Here is a 25,750-nt window from a genome sequence, read left to right on the forward strand (position 1 = left end):
CGGACACCGACTGGTCAGGTCACGCGCGGCCGAGGGTTTACTCTACCGCGCTTTTTCGTTAGCGTGTCGCCACTTACTGCATGGATGGCCTTATTTTTTATGTACTCCGGACTTCTGATTATCCTGCTGCCGCTGATTACGGGCTGGCTGTTACCGTTCCGTCAAACCACCGTGCTGCGTCAGGTCAATCGCCTGCTGGGCTGGATGGTCTACGTGATCCTGTTCTTCATGGGCATCAGCCTGGCGTTTCTTGATAACCTCAGCAGCAATCTGGTTACCGTGTTTCACACCGCGCTGGTGACCGCGCTGTGCATCCTGTTATGTAACCTGCTGGCGCTGCGCTGGCTGGAGAAGCGCGTGCCCTGGCAGTACAGCCATAAACAGGAAAAATTACCTTCACGGCTGCACATGGCGCTGGATTCACTCAAGCTGTGCGGCGTAGTGGTGATCGGGTTTGTGCTCGGCCTCACCCAATGGCCGTTACTGCATTATGCCGCTACCGCCAGTGAATATGCGCTGATTTTCCTGCTGTTTCTGGTTGGCATTCAGCTTCGTGGCAGCGGGATGACGCTGCGTCAGATCATTCTCAACCGACGGGGAATGTTGGTGGCCAGCGTGGTACTGGTCAGCGCGCTGGTCGGCGGAATGATCGCAGCGCTGGCGCTGGGCCTGCCGCTAAAAACCGGTCTGGCGTTAGCGAGCGGATTCGGCTGGTACTCGCTCTCAGGTATTCTGCTCACCGAAGCGTTTGGCCCGGTGATCGGCAGCGCCGCTTTCTTCAACGATCTGCTGCGCGAGCTGGTGGCGATTATGCTGATCCCGGCGCTCATCGCCCGCCATCGCTGCAGCGCCTTAGGCTTATGTGGTGCCACCTCAATGGACTTTACCCTGCCGGTGCTGCAGCGGGCCGGTGGCAATGAGATCGTGCCCGCCGCCATTGTGCACGGCTTTGTCATGAGCCTGCTGGCTCCGATTCTGATCGCCCTGTTCTCGGCCTGACCGGCGCGGGCAGCCTCCAGCGCATTTTTTCACGGCTGCTTTTCTGTTACGTCGTCTACGCTTCTTTTTTGCGGTTTTGGTCGCGCCATCGGTCTGGCGCACCCACAAAGGAGAATAAGATGAAACAAACCGTGGCGGCGCTGGTCGCTAAAACGCTTGAAAACGCCGGCGTCAAACGCATCTGGGGCGTTACCGGGGACTCATTAAATGGCCTGAGTGACAGTCTGAACCGCATGGGCACCATTGAATGGATGCCGACGCGCCACGAAGAAGTGGCGGCGTTTGCGGCAGGCGCGGAAGCGCATATCAGCGGTGAGCTGGCGGTCTGCGCCGGCTCCTGTGGGCCAGGCAATTTACACCTGATCAACGGATTGTTCGACTGTCATCGCAACCGCGTGCCGGTGCTGGCGATTGCGGCGCATATTCCGTCGAGCGAGATCGGCAGCGGCTATTTTCAGGAAACCCATCCGCAGGAGCTGTTCCGCGAATGCAGCCACTACTGCGAACTGGTATCCAATCCTGAGCAGCTGCCGCAGGTGCTGGGTATCGCCATGCGCAAAGCGATCCTCAATCGCGGCGTTTCGGTGGTCGTCCTGCCGGGCGATGTTGCACTTAAGCTAGCCCCCGAAAACGCTAACGCTGCGTGGTATCCGCCGCAGCTGCCGCAGGTTCTGCCACAGGCCGCTGAACTGGCCCAACTGGCTGAGACCCTGAATCAGGCCAGCAATATTACCCTGCTGTGCGGCAGCGGCTGCGCCGGTGCGCATCAGGAAGTGGTCAGGCTGGCGGAGACGCTGAAAGCGCCGATTGTCCATGCGCTGCGCGGTAAAGAGCACATCGAATATGACAATCCTTATGATGTCGGCATGACCGGGCTGATCGGCTTCTCTTCCGGCTTCCACGCCATGATGAATGCCGAAACGCTGGTGCTACTTGGCACCCAGTTTCCCTACCGCGCCTTCTATCCGGAAAAGGCCCGCATTATTCAGATCGATATCAATCCCGGCAGCCTCGGTTCGCACTGTCACGTTGATGAAGCTTATGTCGGCGACGTGAAAACCACACTGCAGGCACTGCTGCCGCAGCTGACCAGCAAAATCGACCGCAGTCATCTCGACAGCGCGCTGGAACACTATGTCGATGCGCGTAAAAGTCTTGACGAGCTGGCCCAGCCCGACGATAAACAGCCGATTCATCCGCAATATCTGGCGCAGCAGATCAGTCACTACGCCAGTGAAGACGCCATCTTCACCTGCGACGTCGGTACGCCGACGGTCTGGGCGGCGCGTTATCTGAAGATGAACGGCAAGCGCCGGCTGCTCGGCTCGTTTAACCACGGCTCAATGGCCAACGCGATGCCGCAGGCGCTGGGTGCCCAGTCAATTGACCGCAATCGCCAGGTGGTGGCACTGTGTGGGGATGGTGGATTCAGCATGCTGATGGGCGATTTTATCTCGCTGGCGCAGCTGAAAATGCCGGTCAAGCTGGTGATCTTCAACAACAGCGTGCTGGGTTTCGTGGCGATGGAGATGAAAGCTGGCGGCTACCTCACCGACGGCACCGAGCTGGACAACCCCGACTTTGCGGCCATCGCCGAAGCGTGCGGTATTAAAGGCATCCGGGTAGAAAAAGCATCAGAGCTGAACGGCGCGCTGGAGCAGGCGTTCGCCCATGACGGTCCGGTTCTGGTCGATGTCATCACTGCCAAAGAAGAACTGGCGATGCCGCCGCAAATTAAAATGGAGCAGGCCAAAGGCTTCAGCCTGTACATGCTGCGCGCCATTCTGAATGGACGCGGCGACGAAGTGGTAGAACTGGCGAAAACCAACTGGCTGCGGTAAAACAACAGCTTCACCCAGGCGGGCGCGATGCCCGCCTTTTTTTCCGCCACGTTCAGGAGCTTCAGGTGATCGATTTACGCAGTGATACCGTGACCCGGCCCAGTGCCGCCATGTTAAGCGCCATGATGTCCGCCGAAACCGGTGATGATGTCTACCGTGATGATCCTACCGTTAACGCCCTTGAGGCAGAAGCGGCGCGCCTGAGCGGTAAAGCGGCTGCGCTGTTCTTCCCGACCGGTACCCAGGCCAACCTGGTGGCGTTGCTGAGCCACTGTGAGCGTGGTGATGAGTATATCGTCGGTCAGCAGGCGCATAACTACAAATATGAAGCGGGCGGCGCGGCGGTGCTGGGCAGTATCCAGCCGCAGCCGATTCTGGCCGCTGACGATGGTACGCTGCCGCTCAGCGACGTGGCCGCCGCCATCAAGCCTGATGATATTCACTTCGCCCGCACCCGCCTGCTGAGCCTGGAGAACACCCATCACGGCAAAGTATTGCCGATAAGTTATCTGGAACAGGCCTGGGCTTTTACCCGAGAGCGGCAGCTGGCACTGCATATTGATGGCGCACGCATCTTCAATGCGGTCGTCGCCCAGCAGACTACGCTGGCGGCGATCGCCCGCTACTGCGACAGCCTGACCATCTGCCTGTCAAAAGGTCTGGGTACGCCGGTCGGTTCCCTGCTGTGTGGTGATGCGACGCTGATTGAGCGGGCGCGCCGCTGGCGTAAAATGACCGGCGGCGGTATGCGTCAGGCCGGAATTCTGGCAGCGGCCGGGCTTTATGCCCTGCAGCATAACGTGACGCGTCTGCAGCAGGATCACGATAATGCCGCCTGGCTGGGACAGCAACTGCATGAGCTTGGCGTGGAAGTGATTGATCAGCAAACCAATATGCTGTTTGTCCAGCTACCGGCCAACCAGGTTGAACCGCTAGCGGCGTGGATGAAAGCGCGCGACGTGCTGATCAGCGCCGGTCCCCGCACCCGACTGGTGACCCATCTGGATGCCGATCGCGCCGCGCTTGAGCAGGTGGTGGCCCACTGGAAAGCCTTTCTGCAGCAGTAATTTTTCCCGCTTACTGCGCCGCGCCATACTTTTCCAGCAGCGCGGCCGCTATCGCGGCAGTTTCGGCATCTGCGTTGCCGCGATAGTCTGCCGGCCGGAAATGCATCTGAAACGCTGCGATCACCGTCTGCTGCTCGCGCGCGCTCATCGCCCTACTCACCGGATAGCCGTAACGCTGTAAGCGATCGACGATTACTTCAGCCGGTACCGCCGCGTGCGGATCCTCACCGGCTAAGTAAAACGCTACCCGTCGGGCATCAGGCCAGGCACCCAATCCCCGCTGCGCCAGTTGCTGCCAAGGAAACAGCGGTCCGGGGTCCTGTTTACGCTGCGGGGCAATATCGCTGTGACCAACAATGTTTTCCGGCGCAATCGCGTAGCGCTGGCTGATATCACGCAGCAGCGCCTCCAGCGCAGTGATTTGCGCCGTGGTAAACGGCTGCCACTCGCGACCGGTCAGAGTACGGCGATAACCGCGATTCACCAGTTCGATGCCAATTGAGGTGTCGTTAATCCGGCTGGCTCCACGCCAGAAGCTCGGTCCGGCGTGCCAGGCGAGCTGCTGCTCCGGCACCAGTTGCCAGATGACGCCCTTACCGGCGCGCTGTGGCGGCTGCCGCGGGATCAGATAATGGGCGCTGACCTGTTGATCGGTCAGGGTTGCCAGCGAAGAGGAAAAATCTTCGGCGGTATAGTGAATCACAATCACTTTAACCCGTGGTCGCGCACCCTGGGCGGGATGCCGCAGGTCGGCCCAGTAGCCGGGACGGGATTCCACCCCGGACTGACAGCCCACCAGCATCAGCGCTGCGAGCAGCAACAGCAGGCGTTTCAACGAACGATTACCGCCGTCCCGCTGACGCTGACCATCAGCATACTGCTCTCTTTGCCGACCGTTTCGTAATCGATATCAATTCCGACAACCGCGTTAGCACCCAGCGCTTTGGCCTGCTCTTCCAGCTCTTTGAAGGCGATCTCACGCGCTTTGCGCAGCTCTTTTTCATAGGCGCCGGATCGGCCGCCGACGATATCGCGAATGCCAGCAAAAAAATCGCGGAAGATATTGGCACCGAGAATCGCTTCGCCGGTTACCACACCGCAATAATCCGTGATGCTGTGGCCTTCCAGCGTGGGGGTAGTTGAAAATTTCATCGTCTTCTCCTTGTTGAAAACCGGACTAAGGCTCTTTCGACTAAAAAGCACGGCTATACTCTATGCTAAAAAGGGCACCTTGCCAGAGAACAATAAGGAAATCGAGATGAGAAACAACGCGTTTGCGCTAATGATCCCCGCGGCCCTGCTGCTCAGCGCCTGTACCACCGTTGAGCCCGTGATTAAGGATAATGGCCCGCGTAGCGCGCCGTGCATCGAAGGCGGCCCTGACCAGGTTGCCCAACAGTTCTATGAGCTGCGCGTTCAGCAGCCGACCCAGGGTCTGCCGGACAGCAACACGCTGGCAAAATATCGCCCTTACCTGAGCGATGCACTCTATCACTCACTGCAGGCCGCCAGCGGCAGTAACGCCGGCGCACAGTGGCGCAACGGCGATCTCTTCTCCAGCCTGTCACAGGGTCCGACCGCTGCCAGCGTAGCCGACGCTTCTACCATTCCTAACCGTGATGCGCGCAATATTCCGCTGCGGGTTGAACTGAGCCGCGACGGCAAGCAGTGGCAGGATGAAGTGCTGATGATCCACCAGGGCAGTTGCTGGGTAGTCGATGATGTTCGCTATATGGCGAACCCGGCACATGCCGAGGGTGGCAGCCTGAGTCAGATGCTTGAAAAATCAAAAAAATAATCACCCGTTCGGCGAGTGATAAAAAGCGCGAGGTACTGATACCCGCGCTTTTTTTGTTTCCGCTAGCCCGGCATTCGTCGGGTCATCCCGCCGGACAGCACATGATATTGTGCTAAGCTTTAGCGGTTTTCCCGGCTGTTTCATAAATTTTAACCCACCTCAATTGCATAACTATTCTGGTGACGTTAAAATCCGCGACACTAATAGCTATTCAAATCTGGCGCATGAGTATTCAACTAAACGCAATAAACTGCTTCTACGGTGCTCATCAGGCGCTGTTCGACATTAATCTTGAGTGTCCGCAAGGCGAGACACTGGTATTGCTGGGTCCCAGTGGTGCCGGTAAGAGTTCGTTGCTGCGGGTGCTGAATTTGCTGGAGCAACCCCGTTCAGGTCAGTTGCAGATCGCCGGTAATCATTTCGATTTCAGCCAGAAGCCGGCTGAGGCCGCGATCCGTGAACTGCGCCAGAACGTCGGAATGGTGTTCCAGCAATATAATCTCTGGCCGCATCTGACCGTGCTGCAGAACCTGATGGAAGCGCCCTGCCGGGTGCTGGGTCTGAGCAAGAGTGACGCGCGTGCCCGGGCAGACAAGCTGCTCGATCGTCTGCGTCTGACGCCCTACAGCGACCGTTTTCCGCTGCATCTCTCCGGCGGTCAGCAGCAGCGGGTGGCGATTGCCCGCGCCCTGATGATGGAGCCGCAGGTGCTGCTGTTTGATGAGCCGACCGCTGCGCTCGACCCGGAAATTACCGCTCAGATTGTCACCATTATTCGCGAACTGGCCCAGACCCGGATTACGCAGGTGATCGTTACCCATGAAGTGGAAGTGGCGCGTAAAACCGCCAGCCGCGTGGTCTACATGGAAAATGGTCACATTGTGGAACAGGGTGATGCCAGCCGCTTTACACAGCCGCAAACCGAGGCGTTTGCTCACTATCTTTCGCACTAAGTCAGGATGCTAACAATGAAAAAAGTCGTACTTGCTGCACTGCTTGCTGGTTTTAGCCTGAGCGCCACCGCGGCGCAGACCATTCGTTTCGCGACCGAAGCCTCTTACCCTCCGTTTGAGTTCGTCGATTCAGACAACAAGATTCAGGGCTTCGATGTCGATCTGGCGAATGCATTGTGTAAAGAGATTGATGCGACCTGTACTTTCACCAACCAGGCGTTCGATAGCCTGATCCCCAGCCTGAAATTCCGTCGCTTTGATGCGGTGATGGCCGGCATGGATATCACCCCTGAGCGTGAAAAACAGGTGCTGTTCAGCAAGCCTTACTACGACAACTCGGCGCTGTTCGTGGCGCAGAAAGGGAAAGTGGCCAGCATTGAGGCGCTGAAAGGCAAGCGCGTCGGCGTACAAAACGGCACCACTCACCAGAAATACCTGACCGAAAAGCACAGTGAAATCACTACCGTGCCGTACGACAGCTATCAGAATGCGGTGCTGGATCTGAAAAATGGCCGTATTGATGCGGTATTCGGCGATACGGCGGTGGTTAATGAGTGGCTGAAGCAGAACGCGACGCTGGCGCCAGTGGGCGAGAAAGTCACCGATAAAGCCTACTTTGGTACCGGTCTGGGCATTGCAGTGCGTACCGGCAATACCGATCTGCAAACCAAATTCAACGGTGCGCTGGATAAAATCAAAGCCGACGGCACCTATAAGACGCTCTACAGCAAATGGTTCCCGCAGTAATTTCTGATGAATGAAATGATCCCACTCGCAAGCGCCGCCGGCATGACCGTCGGCCTTGCCGTTTGTGCGCTTATCGCCGGCCTGGTGCTGGCGATGATTTTCGCTGGCTGGGAGTCGCTGCGCTGGAAACCGCTGGCGTGGATCGGCACCGGTCTGGTCACCCTGATCCGCGGTCTGCCGGAAATTCTGGTGGTGCTGTTTATCTACTTTGGCGCCTCTCAGCTGCTGCTGACCCTCTCCGACGGTTTCACCCTCAATTTCGGCCTGTTTCAGTTACCCATTCAGGTAGAAATTGAAAACTTCGACGTCAGTCCGTTCCTGTGCGGCGTGATTGCGCTGGCGATGCTGTATGCCGCCTACGCCTCACAAACCCTGCGCGGGGCGCTGAAAGCAGTGCCGATCGGCCAGTGGGAATCGGGTCAGGCGCTGGGAATGAAAAAATCGGCGATATTTCTGCGTCTGATTATGCCGCAGATGTGGCGGCATGCCCTGCCAGGACTCGGCAATCAGTGGCTGGTACTGCTGAAAGATACCGCACTGGTGTCGCTGATCAGCGTCAACGACCTGATGCTGCAAACCAAAAGTATCGCCACCCGAACTCAGGAGCCGTTTACCTGGTTCCTGGTGGCTGCGGCTATCTATTTAGTGATCACCTTGTTCAGCCAGGCGGTATTGCGCCGCATTGAGCTGCGCACCACCCGATTTGAACGGGGGAACAGCTGATGCTGGCGTATCTGCCCGAATTACTGAAAGGATTACACACCAGCCTGACGCTGACCGCGGCCTCGCTGGTGCTGGCGCTGCTGCTGGCGCTGCTGTTCACCGTGGTGCTGTCGCTGAAAACGCCGGTGCTTAATCCGCTGGTAAAAGGCTTTATCACATTGTTTACCGGCACGCCGCTGCTGGTGCAGATCTTCCTGATCTATTACGGTCCGGGACAGTTTCCGTCGATCCAGCAGATCCCCTGGCTGTGGCACCTGCTGTCGCAACCGTGGCTGTGCGCCATGCTGGCGCTGTCGCTCAATAGCGCGGCTTACACGACCCAGCTGTTTTACGGCGCGGTGCGGGCTATTCCGTCCGGTCAGTGGCAATCCTGCGCTGCACTCGGCATGAACCGCAAAGATACGCTGCGTATTCTGCTGCCTTATGCATTTAAGCGCGCCCTCTCCTCTTACTCCAATGAGGTGGTGCTGGTGTTTAAAGGCACCTCGCTGGCCTATACCATTACCCTGATGGAAGTGATGGGCCACGGTCAGCTGCTCTACGGTCGCACCTATGATGTCACGGTGTATGCCGCCGCCGGGCTGGTTTATCTGTGTGTTAACGGGGTGCTGACGCTGATGATGCGGCTGATCGAGAAACGCGCACTGGCCTTTGAACACCGTAACTGATGGTCAGGCGAGCCTGCTCGCCTGATACGCCTGGACAATCACAACGATTGCATAAAAATTCATTATCTGGCAGGGTAAGCAGCTCTCAGAGTAGTGAACAGGTTGTGATTACAGGAGTCGTATAATGAAAAAATGGATTGTTGCCGCCACGCTGGCTTCGCTGGCCCTCAGCGCCCAGGCCGCTGATAAAATTCGCTTCGCCGCCTCGGCGACTTATCCGCCGTTTGAATCGCTGAATCGTGAAAATCAGCTGGTCGGTTTCGACATCGATCTGGCGAAGGCGCTTTGCCAGCAGATGAAGGCCGACTGCACCTTCACCAACAATGCGTTCGACAGCCTGATCCCTTCGCTGAAGTTCCGCCGCTATGACGCGGTTATTTCCGGTATGGACATCACCACCGAACGCAGCAAGCAGGTCGATTTTACCCAGCCCTACTACGCCAACTCCGCAATCGTGATCGCCCGCAAAGGCCAGTTCAGTGATTTTGCCGCCCTGAAGGGCAAGCGTCTTGGTGTCGAGAACGGCACCACCCATCAGAAATACCTGCAGGAAAAACATCCTGAGGTGACGGTGGTGGCGTATGACAGCTATCAGAATGCGATTCTGGATATGAAGAATGGGCGTCTGGATGGGGTGTTTGGTGACAGCGCCGTGGTGAATCAGTGGCTGAAGACCAACAGCGATCTGGCAACCGTCGGCGAGCACGTTACCGATGCAGACTACTTTGGCACCGGCCTCGGCATTGCGGTGCGCAAAGGCAACACCGAATTACGCGATCGCTTTAATCATGCCCTCGCCGAACTGAAAGCCAATGGCCGCTGGCAGCAGATTAACCAGCAGTGGTTCCCTGAATAAATGCAGATGCGGGCTCAGTGTCTGAGCCCGTCTTACGCTTAGCGCGGCTGGCGGGTTAACAACGCCAGCACTTCAAAATGGGCGGTGTGCGGGAACATATCAAACAGCTGCACCTTGCTAATCTGATAATCATTCAGCCGGGCTACGTCTTCTGCCAGCGTCTGTGGGTTACAGCTGGAATAGAGCAGATAATCGGGTGCCATCTGACTAAGAAAATTACACAGTTCAGCGCCAATGCCGCGTCGCGGTGGGTTAACCAGCACCAGCTGTGGCACCGCGTCCCGGCCGGTGGCAAATTCGGTCGAGTCCAGCGCAGCAAACTGCACTTTTTCCAGTCCCATCATCTGCGCTGAACGCTGGGCGCATTTAATCGCCTCGGCGCTGATTTCAATGCCGGTCAGCGTCATCTCTGGCGTGGCGCAGTGCAGGCCAAATCCCCCTACGCCGCAGAACAGATCCCACATGCTGGTGACCGGCAGCTGCTGCACCCATTGCCGGGCGGTGGCGTAAAGCGTGCTGGCAACCTGTGGATTGGTCTGGAAGAAACTTTGCGGACGAATCCACAGCGGCACGCCGTTAAAATTTTCGGCCAGCGACTGCGCTGGCGTCAGCGCAATCTCCTGCTCCCCTTCCAGAATCGCCATATGTACCGGCTGAATATTGGCGGAGATCACCGTCAGCTGCGGCAACTGCTGTTGCAGCTCCGGCAGTGCCGCGCGCAGCTGCGCCAGCTTGGTGGTCGAACGCAACACAAAGCGCAGCATCATGCCGCCCTGACTACTGCCGGTCAGCAACAGATACTTCAGCTCGCCCCGTTTGCGCGCCACGTTGTACGGCGTCAGCCCGGCGCGGGCGATAAACGGCCGCAGCGCAGCAAACACCGGCTGAAAACTGGCTGGATAGAGCGGACAGTCGCACAGATCAACCGCCTCGCCATTGCGCTGAACCATGCCGAACACCGGACGCTCCACGCTACCGCTGACCACCATCTTGGCTTTATTACGAAACGCCTGCTGCGGCGAGGTGATCGGTGGCAACCACTGCGCCACCGGCCGATCGGCCAGCAGCTGTTCCAGCCATGACTGTTTGTCAGTCAGCTGTTGGGTATAGGGTTTTTCCAGCCACTGGCAGGAGCGGCAACGGTTAGCGTCATAGAGCGCGCAATGCATGGGAAAGCCTGTATTCACGGTGGAGAGGTCGGGCGGAGCGCGATTGTATCATCGCTTGCTGAAAAATGCGCGACTGCTGAGCGGCAGAAACAGCAGCAGCAGTACCAGCAGATCCGGCAGCTTTTGCAGCAGGGTGTGATGGACGATCTGGACATTATTCGCGCCATCAATGCTGAATATCTCCGGATAGATCCAGCCCATGGAGGCCATCAGCATATAACCCAGCACAATCACCTGGGTGGCGACATAGCCCCAGCGTCCCCGGTTGCTGCCGCGCATCAGGGTAAAGGCGCAGCGCAGTTCGAACAGAAAGATCAGCTGGCTGGCGACAAAGATAAAGGTTGAGTCCCAGGCCTGGGCGCTGCGGTGGACAAAGTTGGCGAGCTCGCTGTAGCCAAGCTCATTTGCCAGCATCAGCACGCTCAGGCAGCGCGTCGCGATAATGGCAATGCCCGCCACGGTGACCGGAACCGGTGCCTCGGTCAACGTGCGGCTGCTTTTAAGGATTTCTGACATAGTCCGTGACTCCACCTGATCAAAAAACGGGCCGGTAAAACCAGCCCGTTGTTATAGTGGCAAATGTTACGGATTTCAGCCACGTTTAGCTTTCTGAATATCGCTTAAACGTTGTTTTTCTTCATGTGCCATCACCCGCCAGGCGATAAAACCGACTAAACCGACCACGAACAGGATCAGTGAGGCGAGCGCGTTGATTTCCGGATTGACGCCACGCCGCACGGTGGCAAAAATCGCCATCGGCAAGGTGGTCGCGCCAGGGCCGGTCACAAAGCTGGAAATCACCAGATCGTCGAGAGACAGCGTAAACGCCAGCAGCCAGCCGGTGACGATAGCCGGAGCAATCATCGGCACGGTAATCACGAAGAACACTTTGAGCGGCGTTGCGCCCAGATCCATCGCGGCCTCTTCAATCGAGCGGTCCAGTTCGCGCAGGCGCGAGTTGATCACCACGGCGACATAGGCGGTACAGAACGTAACGTGCGCCAGCCAGATGGTCAGCATGCCGCGCTCGCTCGGCCAGCCAAAGGCGTTGCCCATCGCCACAAACAGCAGCAGCAGCGACAGCCCGGTGATCACGTCGGGCATCACCAGCGGTGCGGTCAGCATAAACGCAAAGCCGTTATGGCCACGGAAACGGCCGAAGCGCACGATAATCACCGCCGCCAGGGTTCCCAGCACCACCGCCATGGTGGCGGAGAGCGCGGCGATACTCAGACTCAGCATCACCGCGTCAATCATCGCGCTATCCTGAAACAGCACCCGGTACCAGTGGAAGGAGAAGCTGTCCCATACCGTCACCAGCTGTGAGCTGTTGAAGGAGTAAACCACCAGCAGCAGCATCGGCGCATAGAGGAACAGGAAACAGCAGACCAGAATCCCGGTACGCCAGGGCGAGCGAATGGTCGGCAAATTGTTCATGCCTTCTCCCCCATCTCACGGTTTTGATGCTTATGGAACCAGATGATCGGCAGAATCAGGATCAGCAGGATAATGACCGCCAGCGCCGACGCGACCGGCCAGTCACGGTTATTAAAGAACTCCTGCCACAGAATACGGCCAATCATAATGCTGTCCGGACCCCCGAGCAGTTCCGGGATCACGTACTCACCGACTGCCGGAATAAACACCAGCATCGAACCGGCGATTATCCCGCCTTTGGTAAGCGGAACGATCACGCTGAAAAAGGTTTTCAGCGGACGCGCGCCCAGATCCAGCGACGCTTCAACCAGCGAGTAGTCGATACGCGTCAGCGCGGTGTAGATCGGCAGCACCATAAACGGCAGATAGCAGTAAACGATGCCGATATAGACTGCGGTATTGGTGTAAAGGATCACCAGCGGATGATCAATCACGCCCAGCCACAGCAGAAAACGGTTGAGGATACCGTTATTGTTCAGCAGCCCCATCCAGGCGTAGACCCGCACCAGAAAGGAGGTCCACGACGGCAGGATCACCAGCAGCAGCAGGATAGTGCGCATCGACGGCTTGCTGTGCGCCACCGCCCAGGCCAGCGGATAGCCCACCAGCAGGCAAATCACCGTCGAGATGGCCGCTACTTTCAGCGACTGCAGATAGGCGTCGACGTAGAGAGGATCGTCGGTCAGCGTCAGGTAATTGGCAAAGTTCAGCACAATACTGAACTGATCGTCCGCCCAGCTGACCAGTTCGGTATAGGGTGGAATGGCGCGCGCAATGTCAGCGAAGCTGATCTTTAGCACCGTCAGGAACGGCAGCAGGAAGAACAGCACCAGCCAGACATAGGGTAAAGCGATCACCAGTTTGCGGCCGTGCTGCATTTTAATTCGCGTAGCCCAGCGTTGCAGCGGCGTGCCGACCAGCCGGGCCGGCGCTTTGCTGCGTTGGAAAATCTGGCTCATGGCGCCTCCTTAAACCGTCAACACCACGCAGCTGTCGCTCTCCCAACAGAGGCGGACTTCATCGCCCCAGGTCGGCAACCCTTTGCGGTAGCGATGCGCGTTTTGCAACTGTGCGCTGATCATCTGTCCGCTGTGCAGACGGACATGGAAAATCGAAAGGTCACCGAGATAGGCGATATGCACCACTTCACCGACGGCAAAGTTGCAGCCATCGGCTGGCACCTCATCGCACAGCATCACTTTTTCGGGACGCAGCGCGACGTGAACCGGCAGGTTATCCACCACCGAGACATCGGAGTCGACCTTCAGCGGGTGCATCAGCCCTGGGCTGTCGATAACCAGACCATCCGCCTGACGTTCGCGCAGCAGCCCTTCAAACACGTTCACCGAGCCGATGAATTCGGCACTGTAGCGGCTGGTCGGATGCTCGTAGATCTCTTCCGGCTCGCCAATCTGCACGAACTTGCCGCGATTCATGATGGCAATGCGGCCCGCCATGGTCATCGCCTCTTCCTGATCGTGGGTAACCATGACGCAGGTTGCGCCCACCCGCTCGAGGATATCAACCACCTCCAGCTGCATGCGATCGCGCAGCTTCTTGTCCAGCGCGCCCATCGGTTCATCCAGCAGCAGCAGCTTAGGCCGTTTCGCCAGGCTACGCGCCAGCGCCACACGCTGACGCTGACCACCGGAGAGCTGATGCGGCTTACGCCTGGCAAACTCCTGCATATGCACCAGCGCCAGCATTTCCGCCACCCGACTGGTGATTTCGCCCTTCGGCAACTTATCCTGCTTCAGACCAAAGGCGATATTCTGCTCCACCGTCATGTGCGGAAACAGCGCGTAAGACTGGAACATCATATTGATTGGCCGCTGATAAGGGGCGACGTGCGACAGATCCTGGCCATCCAGCACAATCTGGCCGCTGGTCGGCGGCTCGAAACCCGCCAGCATCCGCAACAGCGTGGATTTGCCACAGCCCGACGCGCCCAGCAGGGCAAAAATCTCGCCTTTGTAAATGGTCAGACTGACATCATCGACAGCATGCTGTCCGTCGAACGATTTTGTCAGATTGCGAATTTCCAGCAGCGGCGTTAACGCCTTTGCGGTTTTATTTTGAGGACGGGGAATGGCATCGTTCACTAACGTATCTCTCCGGAGCCAGGCGGAACATCGCGGCAAAATCCGCCGCTAAAAATGGCACAACAGAGGCCGACACTGCGCCTCTGTTGCTGATGCGTAATCAGTCAATCCGTTCAGAACGAATTACTTACCACTTTTTACTTTAGTCCATGCACGGGTACGCACACGATCCAGTTTCGGATCCTGAACTTTGAGCACGAACAATTTCGACATCGCTTCTGGCGTCGGGAAGATGCCTGGGTTGTTGCGGACGTCAGCATTGATCAGCGGCAGCGAAGCTTTATTGCCGTTGGCGTAGTTCATCTTGTTCGAGACATCCGCGATCACTTTTGGATCCATGATGTAGTTCAGCCAGGCGTAGGCACCATCAAGATTCTTCGCGTCTTTCGGAATTGCCATCATGTCGAAGAAGGCCAGAGCGCCCTCTTTCGGCACGCTGTAACCGAGATGCACGCCATTTTTGGCTTCATCGGCCCGGTTTTTCGCCTGCAGAATGTCACCTGACCAGCCAATCGCCACACAAATATTGCCGTTAGCCAGATCGTTGATGTACTGCGACGAATGGAAATAACGAATGTTCGGACGCAGTTTCAACAGCAGATCGGTGGCCGCGCCTGAATACTCTTTGGCGTCAGAACTGTTCGGATCTTTACCCAGATAGTTGAGCACGGTAGCGAAAATTTCTTCCGGCGCATCAAGGAAAGAGACGCCACAGCTTTTCAGCTTCTCCAGATTTTCTGGCTTCATCACCAGATCCCAGCTGTTAACCGGTGCATCTGCGCCGAGTACCGCTTTGACTTTATCGATGTTGTAGCCGATACCGGTAGTGCCCCACAGGTAAGGAATGGCGTATTTGTTGCCCGGATCGTGCTGCGCCACTTTTTCCATCAGCGCCGGATCGAGGTTTTTATAGTTAGGCAGTTTGCTCTTATCCAGCGGCTGGAACACGCCGGATTGCAGCTGACGCGCCAGGAAGCTGGAGGATGGCACCACCACGTCATAGCCGGTGCTGCCAGCCATCAGTTTGCCTTCCAGCACTTCATTGGAGTCAAACACGTCGTAAACCACTTTGATGCCGGACTGCTTTTCAAAGTTCGGCACGGTATCTGGCGAGATATAATCAGACCAGTTATAAACGTGCAGCGTTTTATCTTCCGCCATGGTGCTGGCAGACGCGGCCATCAGCACGCCAGCTACCACACCTGACAACCATTTCTGACGTTGGTTGAACATGTTTTCCATCCTCCTGAGCGGGTCATCACAACGCTGCAAACCAGTGATCCATACGTTGCGTTCTGTGTGTAAGGTCAGTGACACAATGAATCATTATTCAGCGGAAGTGTAATAGCAAAAACCATTAGCTGTGGCGCAGTTACGCGGCTGTCACAGCCCCGCAAGAATAGCCCCCCGACTCAGACTGCACCAGACCTCAGCGTAAAAAACGCCTAAACGCGATATTTTATGCATGTTTAAGCTATGAGGTTCGGCTTTACTGGCATAAAGAACGACAAATATCTGGCACTAAAGGGCAAAGTGCAGAATAAAAAATTATAGCTATCCGGTGCGACGGACATAAAAAAAGCCGTCACAGGGACGGCTTAACGGGCAATCGGGTCTGATCAGTGCAGCACGGAGTGCACGCTGGTCACCGGCACATGCTCTTCCTCTTCACCAATCATCAGCAGATTGTTAGCAAACGCCTCAAGGATCACCATTGAGATCTGCTCTTCACTCTGTTTCATAAAGTGAGAGAACTGACCAAAGGTTAACCCTGCGGTGATGGTCATTGACTGACAGACAATCAGCTTCGGCAGGTTATCATCCTGAATGTCGATGAACGCTTTCACCGTCAGCGAACTGGCATTAATTTGCGACAGGTCGCCTACCAAAGGAATCAGCGCCGTGGGCTTCACTTCAGCCAGCGCCGAAAACAGAATGACGTTGTCGACCAGATCGATTTTGGCGTCAAACACCCCGTCGAAGTTTTGCATATGCGGCAGATGTAGTGCCTGACAGGCATCGCATTCGAACCAGGTGATATTTTGCTGATCCAGCCAGCGACGCAACAGGTCGATATCCGGAACGACAAGAGAATCCATCGTAAAATCCCATGGGGTGATAAACAGGCGACTTAGCTTACGGAAAAATGCGCGTCGATGCCACGAAAACCGCTGAAAAGCGCGTGTCAGCCCGCGGTTTTAGGACGGAGCCCGGGGATAGCCTGCTGCTCAATCCAGCCAATCATCAGCCCGGCAATGTCCAGACCGCTGCTGGTTTCGATCCCTTCGAGACCCGGCGAGGCATTGACCTCCATCACCAGCGGACCCCGAGCGGCACGCAGGATATCGACCCCGGCGACGTCCAGCCCCAGCGTGGTCGCCGCTTTGACGGCAATGTGCCGCTCCTGCTCAGTGATAGTGACCGGATACGCCTTGCCGCCACGGTGCAGATTGGAGCGAAAGTCGCCCTCTTTTGCCACCCGCTCAATCGCCGCCACGACCTGATTGCCAATCACCAGACAGCGAATATCACGGCCGCCCGCCTCTTTGATGAACTCCTGCACCAGAATATGGGCATTCAGACCGCGAAACGCATCGATAACGCTTTCCGCCGCCTGGCGCGTTTCGGCCAGCACTACGCCGATGCCCTGGGTGCCTTCCACCAGTTTGACCACCAGCGGCGCGCCGCCGACCATGGCGATCAGATCCTCGGTATCGTCCGGCGAGGAAGCAAAGCCGGTGACCGGCATATCGATTCCCTCGCGCGCCAGCAGCTGCAGCGATCGCAGCTTGTCACGTGCGCGGGTGATCGCTGCCGACTCATTCAGCGGGTAACTGCCGCTCATCTCAAACTGACGCAGCACCGCCGTACCGTAAAAGGTGGTCAGAGAGCCGATGCGCGGAATGACCGCATCAAAGTGGCCGAGCGGTTCACCGCAGTAGTGCACGGCGGGCGAGGCGGGATTGATGTTCATGTAGCAGGAGAGCGGATCGATGATTTGCACCTGATGGCCACGGCCTTCGGCCGCCTCACGCAGCCGCCGGCTGGAGTAAAGCGTTTCATCGCGCGACAGAATGGCTATTTTCATCGTCCGTTCTCCGCCGTTAGCTTAGCGCGTTGCCCAGCCCTGCTGATGCAGATAATCCAGCATAAACGGGCGCGTTTCTTTGATAATCAGGCGCTGAATCAGTTCGCTCCAGGTTTCGCTGCGCTGGTTGCTGTCACGATGCTGATAGTAAAGCTCGGTGCGGCTGTCATAGTCCGCCAGTACCGCCGGATCGAGCGGCTGGTAGCGGTTTTCATGCACCAGCATTGCGTGCGGCATGCGCGGTTTCACATCCGGGCGGGTTTCAGGATGGCCCAGGCAAAAACCAAACAGCGGCAACACAAATTTTGGCAGGCCGAGCAGAGTGGTTACCTCGGCGATGTTGTTACGGATACCGCCAATGAACACCCCACCCAGATCCAGCGATTCGGCCGCCACCATGGCATTCTGCGCCATCAGCGCGGTATCGACACAGCCGAGCAGCAGCTGTTCAGCGCGGCCCAGCTGGGCATCCGGACAGATCTGCAGGTGACGATTAAAGTCAGCGCAGAACACCCAGAACTCGGGTGCATCTGCCACCCACGACTGACCGCCGGTCAGGGTGACCAGCTGGTCGCGCAGCGCACGGTCAGTGATACGAATAATAGAAGAGCACTGTAAAAAACTGGATGTGGACGCCGATTGCGCCGCATTAATAATCGCTTCACGCTGCGCCTCGCTGACGGGCTGGTCGGTGAAGGCGCGAACAGAGCGGTGGCTGCACAGTAAATCAATGGTCGGTGTCATAAAGTCTCCAGCAACATTATCTTTTTTTGTCAGTGTGATTAAACAACTGCGGCGCGATCGCTTTTGCGGTGCGCCACATTAATAGCCAGGCGGCGGGCAGCATCAAAACAATACCCGCGATAAACAGCCCGGTCGCCAGCGTCCTGACGTTCAGCGTGCCGGGCGCGGGCAGCCAGCGGTTCACCAGCAGCAGTGCGGCCAGAATCATCAGGCCGCCAAGCGCTTCCAGCACCAACACCGTGCGGGGTAATCTGGCGACATTCTGCATCGTCCTCTCCTGCCTTAGCCGGTTATTGAGCGTCAATTATGGTTAACAACCCGCAAATTGCCCACCGTTCAGGGTGAGCCACGGACAGAAAAAACCCCGCCCGGCTGATAACAAGGTTCCAGCCGCTATAGGTGGCGGGCATCAGACTAACAGGCAAATCCTGCTTCCTTTAAGCGATACGAGCGGGCATCATGATTGCCATTCTCAGTTTTATTGTGTGATGTAGATCACGCACCACGCTGCAAGGAGTTCTTCATGATTGCTGTAATTTTTGGTCGTCCGGGCTGCCCATATTGTGTCCGTGCTAAAGAGCTGGCGGATAAACTCACTGCTGAGCGTGATGATTTTAGCTATCAGTATGTGGATATTCAGGCAGAAGGCATTACTAAAGCCGATCTGGAAGCCAGCGCCGGTAAGCCAGTCACCACCGTGCCGCAGATTTTCCTGGATGATAAACACGTCGGCGGCTACACCGAATTCGCCGCATGGACCAAAGAAAACCTGGGCTTTGTCGCTTAATTAGCGGTTGCAGGCTGGGTAATGAAAAAGGCGAGACGCGGTTACCGGTCTCGCCTTTTTGCTGGGCAGCGTCTGACTGTTTCTCAGCCCCGGCCCTTTATGCCGGGCCGGGGCGCTTTAGTTCAGCGAGGCCATCACTATCTGCATCAGGCGCACCAATAGCGCGCCGCAACCAGCCCAGAACATGGCGCTCACACTCCAGGCGACCACAAACAGCCCGCTGGCATGGACCAGCAGCGTATTATTTAACAGCAGCACGGCCACCAGGGTGCCCCACAGCGCCATCAGCAAGGTACTTTTTAACGGACTTTCCACCTGCATCAAGGCCATCACGATACCAGGCAGCATAAACAGCAGCAGTTCAGGCTGACCATGCAACGGGCCAGGACCGGTTTGCCAGAAGTGGCAGGTAAAAACAAACACCAGACTATAAAGCACCACCCCACACAGGCGGATCGTCCAGAGATAAGAACGCTGCGGCATAACACCTCACTGACTAAAAATTACCCGGATAAAACTTGCCTGTATCCCTGCTGCGTTCAGGTGGAAATAAAAAGAAACAGTTCGTTTTGATAACGAATGAAATTAGCCAATGGCTGAGGAAGATTTTTCTGATTAGAATAGCCGCCGTTACAACGGTCGCATTTGCAGCACTGATACAACGCACCCCCGACGGCTTGCTCAAGATAGCGAAAAACAAGCCTCTCTTCAACAGGTTACACGTAAACAAGAAGTTAAACAGTGAATATTAACGTCGCAGAATTGTTAAGTAGAAATGACGTTTTGTTATTATTTGTCGTTTTGGCGCTCGGGCTCTGCCTGGGGAAATTGCGTCTTGGCTCGGTTCAGCTGGGAAATTCGATCGGCGTATTAGTGGTTTCCCTGTTATTAGGCCAGCAGCACTTTACGATCAATACCGACGCATTAAGTCTCGGCTTTATGCTGTTTATTTTTTGTGTTGGCGTCGAGGCCGGTCCCAACTTTTTCTCGATATTCTTTCGCGACGGCAAAAACTATTTCATGCTCGCTATCGTGATGGTGGTCAGCGCGCTGATTATGGCACTGGGGCTCGGTAAGCTGTTTGGCTGGGATATCGGCCTGACGGCGGGCATGCTGGCGGGCTCAATGACCTCAACGCCGGTGCTGGTCGGTGCCGGCGATACGCTACGGCAAAGTATCAGCGACAGCAAACAGCTGGGATTGATGCAGGATCAGCTCAGTCTCGGCTATGCCGTGACCTATCTGATTGGCCTGGTCAGCCTGATCTTTGGCGCGCGTTACCTGCCGCGCCTGCAGCATCAGGATCTGCCCACCTGTGCGCAGCAGATCGCTCGCGAGCGCGGGCTGGATGCTGACAGCCAGCGCAAGGTGTTTTTACCGGTGATCCGTGCTTACCGCGTCGGCCCGGAACTGGTGGCGTGGAGCGGCGGCAAAAACCTGCGTGAACTCGGTATCTATCGCCAGACCGGCTGCTACATTGAGCGCATCCGCCGTAATGGTATTCTCGCCAGCCCGGATGGCGATGCGGTACTGCAACTCGGCGACGACATCTCCCTGGTCGGTTATCCCGATGCGCACGCCCGTCTCGACCCCAGCTTCCGTAACGGCAAAGAGGTGTTTGACCGCGATCTGCTGGATATGCGAATTGTGACCGAAGAGATTGTGGTGAAAAACCACAATGCAGTGAACAAACGGCTCAGCAAACTTAATCTCACCGATCATGGCTGCTTCCTTAACCGGGTGATTCGCAGCCAGATTGAGATGCCGATTGACGACAGCATCATGCTGAATAAAGGCGATGTATTGCAGGTCAGCGGCGAAGCGCGACGGGTTAAAAGCGTGGCGGATCGCATTGGCTTTATCGCTATTCACAGCCAGATGACCGACCTGCTAGCCTTCTGCGCCTTCTTCATCGTCGGCCTGATGATTGGTCTGATTACCTTTCAGTTCAGCAACTTTAGTTTTGGCCTCGGTAACGCTGCCGGCCTGCTGTTTGCCGGCATTATGCTCGGCTTCCTGCGCGCCAACCATCCGACCTTTGGCTACATCCCTCAGGGCGCACTCACCATGGTGAAAGAGTTCGGGCTGATGGTGTTTATGGCCGGCGTGGGGCTGAGCGCTGGCAGCGGTATCAATCACGGCGTCAGCAGTGAGGGTGCGCTGATGCTGCTGTGTGGACTACTGGTCAGCCTGATCCCGGTGATTATCTGCTATCTGTTTGGTGCGTACGTACTGCGAATGAACCGCGCGTTACTGTTTGGGGCCATCATGGGCGCCCGCACCTGCGCGCCGGCGATGGAGATTATCAGTGACACCGCGCGCAGCAATATTCCGGCGCTGGGCTACGCCGGAACTTACGCCATTGCTAACGTGCTGTTGACGCTGGCGGGTACGCTGATCGTGATTATCTGGCCGCTTTTGCCCTTATAAAATTTTTTTGTATACGTCCAGAACTTTTTTGTTAAGGGGTAGTCTGAATAAGTGCCACTGCTTTTCTTTGAAATCCCCAAATTGTGGAGCCCGCTGGTCTTTTTCCCGGCGGGTTTTTTTATGCCCTTTTTTCCGCCATGACGCCCCCACTCCGGATTAAGGCGCGGCCGTCCGGCTGTCAAACTTAAACAGTCAGGCAACCCGTGAGCAGATTAAGAGCCTTGCTATGGACGAAACCCAGGGTAAAAAGCAGGATAGTGCGCCGGTGCTGTTAGCAATTTGTGCTGAATATTTTGGTTAGCGCGTTGTCGCTGACGTTTGATTTGCCGCTGTAGTCAGTCTGTGTCTGCCCGTGCGGGTAGCGTAGCCGTTGACTGGCGGCCTGTTTGCAGAGGAATGTCCCCCATAATGGAAGAGTTAAACCGCTCATTGTTTATCGCCATCAATGCCACGCCTGCGTCACCCGCCTGGCTGCTGCAACTGGCAACCTTTATCGCCAAAGATCTGATTGCCATCGTGCCGCTGTTAATCGTCGCGCTGTGGCTGTGGGGACCACGCGACCAGGTCTCTTCACAGCGGGTGCTGGTGCTAAAAACCGGCATGGCTTTACTGTATGCGCTGGCGATTTCCTGGTGTGTCGGCCAGCTGTTACCGCACCCTCGCCCGTTCGCGATTGGACTCGGCCATCAGTTCCTGCACCACGCAGCGGATGATTCCTACCCCAGCGATCACGGCACCACTATCTTCACCTTTGCGCTGGCCTTTATTTTCTGGCATCGCCTGTGGTCAGGGGTGATTCTGATGCTGGCCGGTATCGCCATCGCCTGGTCGCGCATCTACCTTGGCGTCCACTGGCCAATGGATATGCTGGGCGGTTTCCTGGTTGGCTTACTGAGCTGTCTGGCCTCCCATCTGGCCTGGCAGATCTACGGCGAGCGGATGCTGGCGGTGATTAATCCGCTCTACCGATCGCTGTTTGCCCTGCCGATTCGTAAAGGCTGGACTCAGGATTAAAAAGAAGGGACGCCGCGGCGTCCCTTCTTTTTATCAGAATTATGAGAACCACTTCCCGAACCAGCCGTTGAATTTCATCATTACGAAATCCACCATCCGGCTGAAGAAGCCTCCTTCCGGCACCTCCTGTAATACCACCAGCGGACGCTGGTCGACGGTTTTGCCATCCAGCTGGAAATCAATGGTGCCCACCACCTGATTCTTCTTCAGTGGCGCTTCGAGCTGCGGCGAATTGAGCTTAAAGCTCGCCTTCAGATTTTTCATCTGCCCTTTCGGGATGGTCAGCGCGGCATCTTTCGACACGCCAAGGTTGACCTGACTCTTATCGCCAAACCAGACCCGCTGCTGCGCAAACGGCGCGTCGGCCTTAATCGGCGTCACGGTTTCATAGAAGCGGAAGCCCCAGGTGAGCAATTTTTCGCTTTCGCGGAAGCGAATCGCATCGCTGGCAGTGCCCAGCACTACCGAAATCAGTCGCATATCGCCTTCGGTTGCCGAGGCCACCAGGTTATTACCGGCACCGGAGGTGTGGCCGGTTTTGACGCCATCTACCTTAAGATTGGTGCTCCACAGCAGACGGTTACGGTTCATCTGGCGGATTTTATTGAAGGTGAACTCTTTCTCTTTATTCAGCGCATACTCTTCCGGTACGTCGCGAATCAGCGCCTGGGCAATTAACGCCATATCCCGCGCCGTGCTGTACTGTCCCTCAGCATCCAGCCCGTGAACCGTCATAAAGTGGGTGTTCTGTAACCCCAGCGCTTTAACGTAGTTGTTCATCAGGCCGATAAACGAGTCCTGGCTGCCCGCCACGTAATCCGCCAGCGCGATACAGGCGTCGTTACCGGACTGGATCACAATGCCCTTGTTCAGCTCATGGACCGGAATACGGTCACCCGGTTTTAAAAACATCAGCGACGAACCGCGCAGCTTAGGGTTGCCGGTCGCCCAGGCATCCTGCCCTACCGTAACCAGATCGTCCGGCTTAATTTTGCCGGCTTTGATCGCCTGACCCACCACGTAGCTGGTCATCATTTTGGTCAGACTGGCGGGATCGAGACGCTGATCGGCGTTTGACTCGGCCAGCACTTTGCCGCTGGCATAATCCATCAGTATCCAGGCTTTGGCATCAATGCCAGGCGCGGCAGGCGCCTGTTCAGCAAAAGCGCCGATCGGGGCGATAAGAAGTAAAGAGGTGGCAGCGAGTAGCCGCAGGCGAGAAGCAACGCGAGTGTTTGTCATGGGCTTGACCGGATTGTCCTTGTTAAATCGGGATTCTGGAGGCAGAAAACCTCCACTCAGAACGCTAACCGTTGGAGGCAGCGAAAAAAACCGCCGAATCGTAAAGTTTTTTAGAGTTTAGTAGAGTAACCCTGGCATCCCCAACGCGCGCGTGCCAGTTTCGCCCCCTGCTGTCGCCACCAAAAATGCGTGCAATTCCGATTTTTCGCAGAACAGTTAAGCCGGTCACAATTATCAGCTAACCTGAAAGCCAGTCAGCCGAGGAGACCGACCATGGACTTAGCCCTATTTGATCTGGATGAGACGCTTATTAGTGAAGACAGCACTGGCCTGTGGTTACGCTGGCTGGTATCGCAGGGCTTCGCCCCCCGCGAGCTGATCGACCAGGAACAGGCCCTGATGGCGCAGTATTATGCCGGCACGCTATCGATTGAAGAGTACATGAATACCACCCTGGCCCCGCTGGCGGGCATGGCAACCCTGACCGTTGAAGGCTGGGTCCGTCGCTTTATTCATCGCGACATTATGCCGCGCGTCTATCCTGCTGCACGTGAGCGTATTGAGTGGCACCAGGCGCGTGGCGACAAGGTGATGATTATCTCCGCCAGCGGCGAGCATCTGGTACTGCCGATTGCCGAAAAGCTGGGTGCCTGCGGAGCGCTGGCGATAGGCGTCGAGATCGTCGATCAGCGCTACAGCGGTAAAACCTACGGCACCATGACCTACAAAGAAGGCAAAGTGACGCGACTGGGCGACTGGAAAGCGCTACAGCAGGGTGAAGCCTTCGGTCACACCTGGGCCTACAGCGATTCGATGAACGACCTGCCGTTACTGGAACAGGCCGATCACGCGCATGTAATTAATCCTGACAAACTGCTGCACCAGGAGGCATTAAACCGGGGATGGCAGGTCTGCCACTGGGCTCGCTAAGCTAGCCGCGGGACGCAGTGGCGTCCTGCGCTAACCCGACTTTCAGCAATTTGCCGTTAGCTTCATCGGTCAGCACATAGAGATAGCCATCCGGCCCCTGACGCACATCGCGAATACGTGCGTTCTGATCGCCGAGCAGACGCTGCTCTTCAACGACCTTCTCCCCGTTTACGCTCAGCCGGATCAGGTTTTTCTCTTTCAGCGCGCCGATAAACAGCGAATTTTTCCACTGCGGGAAGCGGGCACTGTTATAAAACGCCATGCCGCTGATGGCGGGCGAATCTTTCCAGTAATAGACCGGCTGTTCGGTTCCGGCTGCATGACTCCCTTTCGATTCCGGTACTTTGTCGCCACTGTAATCGATACCGTAGGTCGCCAGCGGCCAGCCGTAGTTTTTACCTTTACCGATGATGTTGACCTCGTCACCGCCACGCGGACCATGCTCGCTTTCCCACATCGTTCCGGTCCACGGATTAAGCGCCAGGCCCTGCGGATTACGCAGGCCATAAGCCCAGATCTCCGGGCGCGCCCCGCTCTGCTTCACAAACGGATTATCGTCAGGCACGCTGCCATCCGCATTCAGCCGCAGCAGTTTGCCCTGCAGCTTATCGAGATGCTGCGCTGTGCTGCTGGCAAAGTTATCGCCAAACGCGATCCACAGAAAACCCTGCTTATCGAATGCCAGGCGGGTGCCGATATTATTGCCGCTGGAGAGCATAGGCGTCTGGCGAATCACCACGCGGAAATCGCGCAGTTGCCGGTTATCCTCGCTCAGCGTCCCGACACCCACCACCGCACCGGCCTTCCCGCTGCTGTTGGCTTCGGTATAGCTCAGCCAGACGCGTCGGCTGCTGGTGAAATCGGGTGCCAGTACTACGTCCAGCAAGCCGCTCTGGCGCTGTGCCCAGACCGGCGGCACGCCAGAAATCGGCTGTGACAAGCCATCCTGCGGGCTCCAGCTGCGCAGCTGGCCGCTGCGTTCCGTAATCAGCAGAGTCTGGTTGTCGGGCAGAAACGCCACGGACCATGGATGTTGTAACTTATCCTGCAATAGCTGGACCTGTACCTGTGGTTCTGCGGCCAGCAGCGGCGTGGCACACAGTAGCGAACCACTGAACAACAACGCGTGAGCGAAACGAGCCATAGCGATCTCCT

Annotated in this window: 28 protein-coding genes; 13 read left to right on the plus strand and 15 right to left on the minus strand. The window is 56.8% G+C overall.

Going from position 1 to position 25,750, the window contains the following annotated elements; genetic code table 11:
- Positions 1 to 99 precede the first annotated feature (99 nt).
- The 3 genes from ACLIBF_RS14410 to ltaE all read left to right on the plus strand — a co-directional run bounded on the left by ACLIBF_RS14410 (position 100) and on the right by ltaE (position 3,907).
- Positions 100 to 999: a lysine exporter LysO family protein gene (locus tag ACLIBF_RS14410; protein WP_448310017.1), complete on the plus strand. Its 900-nt coding sequence runs from the start codon at positions 100 to 102 to the stop codon at positions 997 to 999.
- 119 nt (positions 1,000 to 1,118) lie between these two features.
- A complete protein-coding gene (gene poxB, locus ACLIBF_RS14415; RefSeq protein ID WP_279809378.1) occupies positions 1,119 to 2,840 on the plus strand; it encodes a ubiquinone-dependent pyruvate dehydrogenase in 1,722 nt (573 codons plus the stop codon).
- A 65-nt stretch (positions 2,841 to 2,905) separates the two neighbouring features.
- The gene (ltaE, locus tag ACLIBF_RS14420) at positions 2,906 to 3,907 is read left to right on the plus strand and encodes a low-specificity L-threonine aldolase (RefSeq protein WP_031376989.1); all 1,002 of its coding nucleotides are present in this window, start codon (positions 2,906 to 2,908) and stop codon (positions 3,905 to 3,907) included.
- A gap of 10 nt (positions 3,908 to 3,917) precedes the next feature.
- On the opposite strand, the gene ACLIBF_RS14425 is transcribed toward ltaE, so the two are convergent.
- Positions 3,918 to 4,742 carry an N-acetylmuramoyl-L-alanine amidase gene (locus ACLIBF_RS14425; RefSeq protein WP_159223729.1) on the minus strand — a complete coding sequence of 275 codons (825 nt, stop codon included), beginning with the start codon at positions 4,740 to 4,742 and terminating at the stop codon, positions 3,918 to 3,920.
- Positions 4,739 to 5,059 (minus strand): heavy metal-binding domain-containing protein, encoded by a 321-nt coding sequence (locus ACLIBF_RS14430; RefSeq protein ID WP_031376991.1) that lies wholly within the window; start codon positions 5,057 to 5,059, stop codon positions 4,739 to 4,741. Before ACLIBF_RS14430 ends, ACLIBF_RS14425 begins: the two co-directional genes overlap by 4 nt.
- A gap of 106 nt (positions 5,060 to 5,165) precedes the next feature.
- On the opposite strand from ACLIBF_RS14430, the gene ACLIBF_RS14435 reads away from it, so the two are divergent.
- The 6 genes from ACLIBF_RS14435 (at position 5,166) to ACLIBF_RS14460 (ending at position 9,652) form a co-directional block, all read left to right on the plus strand.
- Entirely contained in the window at positions 5,166 to 5,705 is a 540-nt protein-coding gene (locus tag ACLIBF_RS14435; RefSeq protein ID WP_279809379.1) for a lipoprotein, read from the plus strand.
- A gap of 224 nt (positions 5,706 to 5,929) precedes the next feature.
- Positions 5,930 to 6,658 (plus strand): arginine ABC transporter ATP-binding protein ArtP, encoded by a 729-nt coding sequence (artP, locus tag ACLIBF_RS14440; protein WP_069728086.1) that lies wholly within the window; start codon positions 5,930 to 5,932, stop codon positions 6,656 to 6,658.
- A 15-nt stretch (positions 6,659 to 6,673) separates the two neighbouring features.
- Positions 6,674 to 7,405, plus strand: a complete 732-nt coding sequence (gene artJ / locus ACLIBF_RS14445; protein WP_089561102.1) for an arginine ABC transporter substrate-binding protein — start codon at positions 6,674 to 6,676, stop codon at positions 7,403 to 7,405.
- A 6-nt stretch (positions 7,406 to 7,411) separates the two neighbouring features.
- Positions 7,412 to 8,128, plus strand: a complete 717-nt coding sequence (gene artQ / locus ACLIBF_RS14450) for an arginine ABC transporter permease ArtQ (RefSeq protein ID WP_046288421.1) — start codon at positions 7,412 to 7,414, stop codon at positions 8,126 to 8,128.
- Positions 8,128 to 8,796, plus strand: coding sequence for an arginine ABC transporter permease ArtM (gene artM, locus ACLIBF_RS14455; protein WP_031376995.1), 669 nt, complete (start codon positions 8,128 to 8,130; stop codon positions 8,794 to 8,796). The genes artQ and artM overlap by 1 nt, the downstream gene beginning before the upstream one ends.
- A 124-nt stretch (positions 8,797 to 8,920) precedes the next feature.
- On the plus strand, positions 8,921 to 9,652 hold the full coding sequence (locus ACLIBF_RS14460) for an arginine ABC transporter substrate-binding protein (RefSeq protein ID WP_279809380.1): 732 nt from the start codon (positions 8,921 to 8,923) through the stop codon (positions 9,650 to 9,652).
- Positions 9,653 to 9,690: 38 nt separating this feature from the next.
- Here the strand turns inward: ACLIBF_RS14460 and rlmC are convergent, their stop codons facing one another.
- The 10 genes from rlmC to ACLIBF_RS14510 all read right to left on the minus strand — a co-directional run bounded on the left by rlmC (position 9,691) and on the right by ACLIBF_RS14510 (position 18,460).
- Positions 9,691 to 10,821, minus strand: a complete 1,131-nt coding sequence (gene rlmC, locus ACLIBF_RS14465) for a 23S rRNA (uracil(747)-C(5))-methyltransferase RlmC (RefSeq protein ID WP_279809381.1) — start codon at positions 10,819 to 10,821, stop codon at positions 9,691 to 9,693.
- 48 nt (positions 10,822 to 10,869) lie between these two features.
- Positions 10,870 to 11,337: a YbjO family protein gene (locus tag ACLIBF_RS14470; RefSeq protein WP_031376998.1), complete on the minus strand. Its 468-nt coding sequence runs from the start codon at positions 11,335 to 11,337 to the stop codon at positions 10,870 to 10,872.
- Between the two features lie 75 nt (positions 11,338 to 11,412).
- Positions 11,413 to 12,258: a putrescine ABC transporter permease PotI gene (gene potI, locus ACLIBF_RS14475; protein ID WP_031376999.1), complete on the minus strand. Its 846-nt coding sequence runs from the start codon at positions 12,256 to 12,258 to the stop codon at positions 11,413 to 11,415.
- Positions 12,255 to 13,217 (minus strand): putrescine ABC transporter permease PotH, encoded by a 963-nt coding sequence (potH, locus tag ACLIBF_RS14480; RefSeq protein WP_031377000.1) that lies wholly within the window; start codon positions 13,215 to 13,217, stop codon positions 12,255 to 12,257. Before potH ends, potI begins: the two co-directional genes overlap by 4 nt.
- A gap of 9 nt (positions 13,218 to 13,226) precedes the next feature.
- Positions 13,227 to 14,360 carry a putrescine ABC transporter ATP-binding subunit PotG gene (gene potG, locus ACLIBF_RS14485; protein WP_031377001.1) on the minus strand — a complete coding sequence of 378 codons (1,134 nt, stop codon included), beginning with the start codon at positions 14,358 to 14,360 and terminating at the stop codon, positions 13,227 to 13,229.
- A 123-nt stretch (positions 14,361 to 14,483) separates the two neighbouring features.
- Positions 14,484 to 15,593: a spermidine/putrescine ABC transporter substrate-binding protein PotF gene (potF, locus tag ACLIBF_RS14490; RefSeq protein ID WP_031377002.1), complete on the minus strand. Its 1,110-nt coding sequence runs from the start codon at positions 15,591 to 15,593 to the stop codon at positions 14,484 to 14,486.
- Between the two features lie 386 nt (positions 15,594 to 15,979).
- Positions 15,980 to 16,459 (minus strand): YbjN domain-containing protein, encoded by a 480-nt coding sequence (locus ACLIBF_RS14495; protein WP_031377003.1) that lies wholly within the window; start codon positions 16,457 to 16,459, stop codon positions 15,980 to 15,982.
- Between the two features lie 86 nt (positions 16,460 to 16,545).
- Positions 16,546 to 17,448 (minus strand): 30S ribosomal protein S6--L-glutamate ligase, encoded by a 903-nt coding sequence (gene rimK, locus ACLIBF_RS14500; protein ID WP_279809383.1) that lies wholly within the window; start codon positions 17,446 to 17,448, stop codon positions 16,546 to 16,548.
- Between the two features lie 21 nt (positions 17,449 to 17,469).
- Positions 17,470 to 18,192, minus strand: a complete 723-nt coding sequence (gene nfsA, locus ACLIBF_RS14505) for an oxygen-insensitive NADPH nitroreductase (protein ID WP_031377004.1) — start codon at positions 18,190 to 18,192, stop codon at positions 17,470 to 17,472.
- A 16-nt stretch (positions 18,193 to 18,208) separates the two neighbouring features.
- The gene (locus tag ACLIBF_RS14510) at positions 18,209 to 18,460 is read right to left on the minus strand and encodes a DUF1418 family protein (RefSeq protein WP_031377005.1); all 252 of its coding nucleotides are present in this window, start codon (positions 18,458 to 18,460) and stop codon (positions 18,209 to 18,211) included.
- 255 nt (positions 18,461 to 18,715) lie between these two features.
- On the opposite strand from ACLIBF_RS14510, the gene ACLIBF_RS14515 reads away from it, so the two are divergent.
- The gene (locus tag ACLIBF_RS14515; RefSeq protein ID WP_031377006.1) at positions 18,716 to 18,979 is read left to right on the plus strand and encodes a GrxA family glutaredoxin; all 264 of its coding nucleotides are present in this window, start codon (positions 18,716 to 18,718) and stop codon (positions 18,977 to 18,979) included.
- A 117-nt stretch (positions 18,980 to 19,096) separates the two neighbouring features.
- Here the strand turns inward: ACLIBF_RS14515 and ybjM are convergent, their stop codons facing one another.
- Positions 19,097 to 19,462, minus strand: a complete 366-nt coding sequence (gene ybjM / locus ACLIBF_RS14520; protein WP_046288423.1) for an inner membrane protein YbjM — start codon at positions 19,460 to 19,462, stop codon at positions 19,097 to 19,099.
- 258 nt (positions 19,463 to 19,720) lie between these two features.
- Here ybjM and ACLIBF_RS14525 point away from each other — a divergent pair, with 258 nt between their 5' ends.
- Positions 19,721 to 21,409 carry an aspartate:alanine antiporter gene (locus tag ACLIBF_RS14525; protein ID WP_448310022.1) on the plus strand — a complete coding sequence of 563 codons (1,689 nt, stop codon included), beginning with the start codon at positions 19,721 to 19,723 and terminating at the stop codon, positions 21,407 to 21,409.
- Between the two features lie 408 nt (positions 21,410 to 21,817).
- Positions 21,818 to 22,423, plus strand: coding sequence for an undecaprenyl-diphosphate phosphatase (gene ybjG, locus ACLIBF_RS14530; protein ID WP_031377009.1), 606 nt, complete (start codon positions 21,818 to 21,820; stop codon positions 22,421 to 22,423).
- A gap of 39 nt (positions 22,424 to 22,462) precedes the next feature.
- Here the strand turns inward: ybjG and ACLIBF_RS14535 are convergent, their stop codons facing one another.
- On the minus strand, positions 22,463 to 23,665 hold the full coding sequence (locus ACLIBF_RS14535; protein ID WP_031377010.1) for a serine hydrolase: 1,203 nt from the start codon (positions 23,663 to 23,665) through the stop codon (positions 22,463 to 22,465).
- Between the two features lie 273 nt (positions 23,666 to 23,938).
- On the opposite strand from ACLIBF_RS14535, the gene ACLIBF_RS14540 reads away from it, so the two are divergent.
- On the plus strand, positions 23,939 to 24,595 hold the full coding sequence (locus tag ACLIBF_RS14540; RefSeq protein ID WP_031377011.1) for an HAD family hydrolase: 657 nt from the start codon (positions 23,939 to 23,941) through the stop codon (positions 24,593 to 24,595).
- A gap of 1 nt (position 24,596) precedes the next feature.
- Here ACLIBF_RS14540 and ACLIBF_RS14545 read toward each other — a convergent pair whose 3' ends face one another.
- Positions 24,597 to 25,739, minus strand: a complete 1,143-nt coding sequence (locus tag ACLIBF_RS14545) for a PQQ-dependent sugar dehydrogenase (RefSeq protein ID WP_448310024.1) — start codon at positions 25,737 to 25,739, stop codon at positions 24,597 to 24,599.
- Positions 25,740 to 25,750: the final 11 nt, after the last annotated feature.

The organism is Pantoea sp. PGP6 (genome assembly GCF_053474785.1).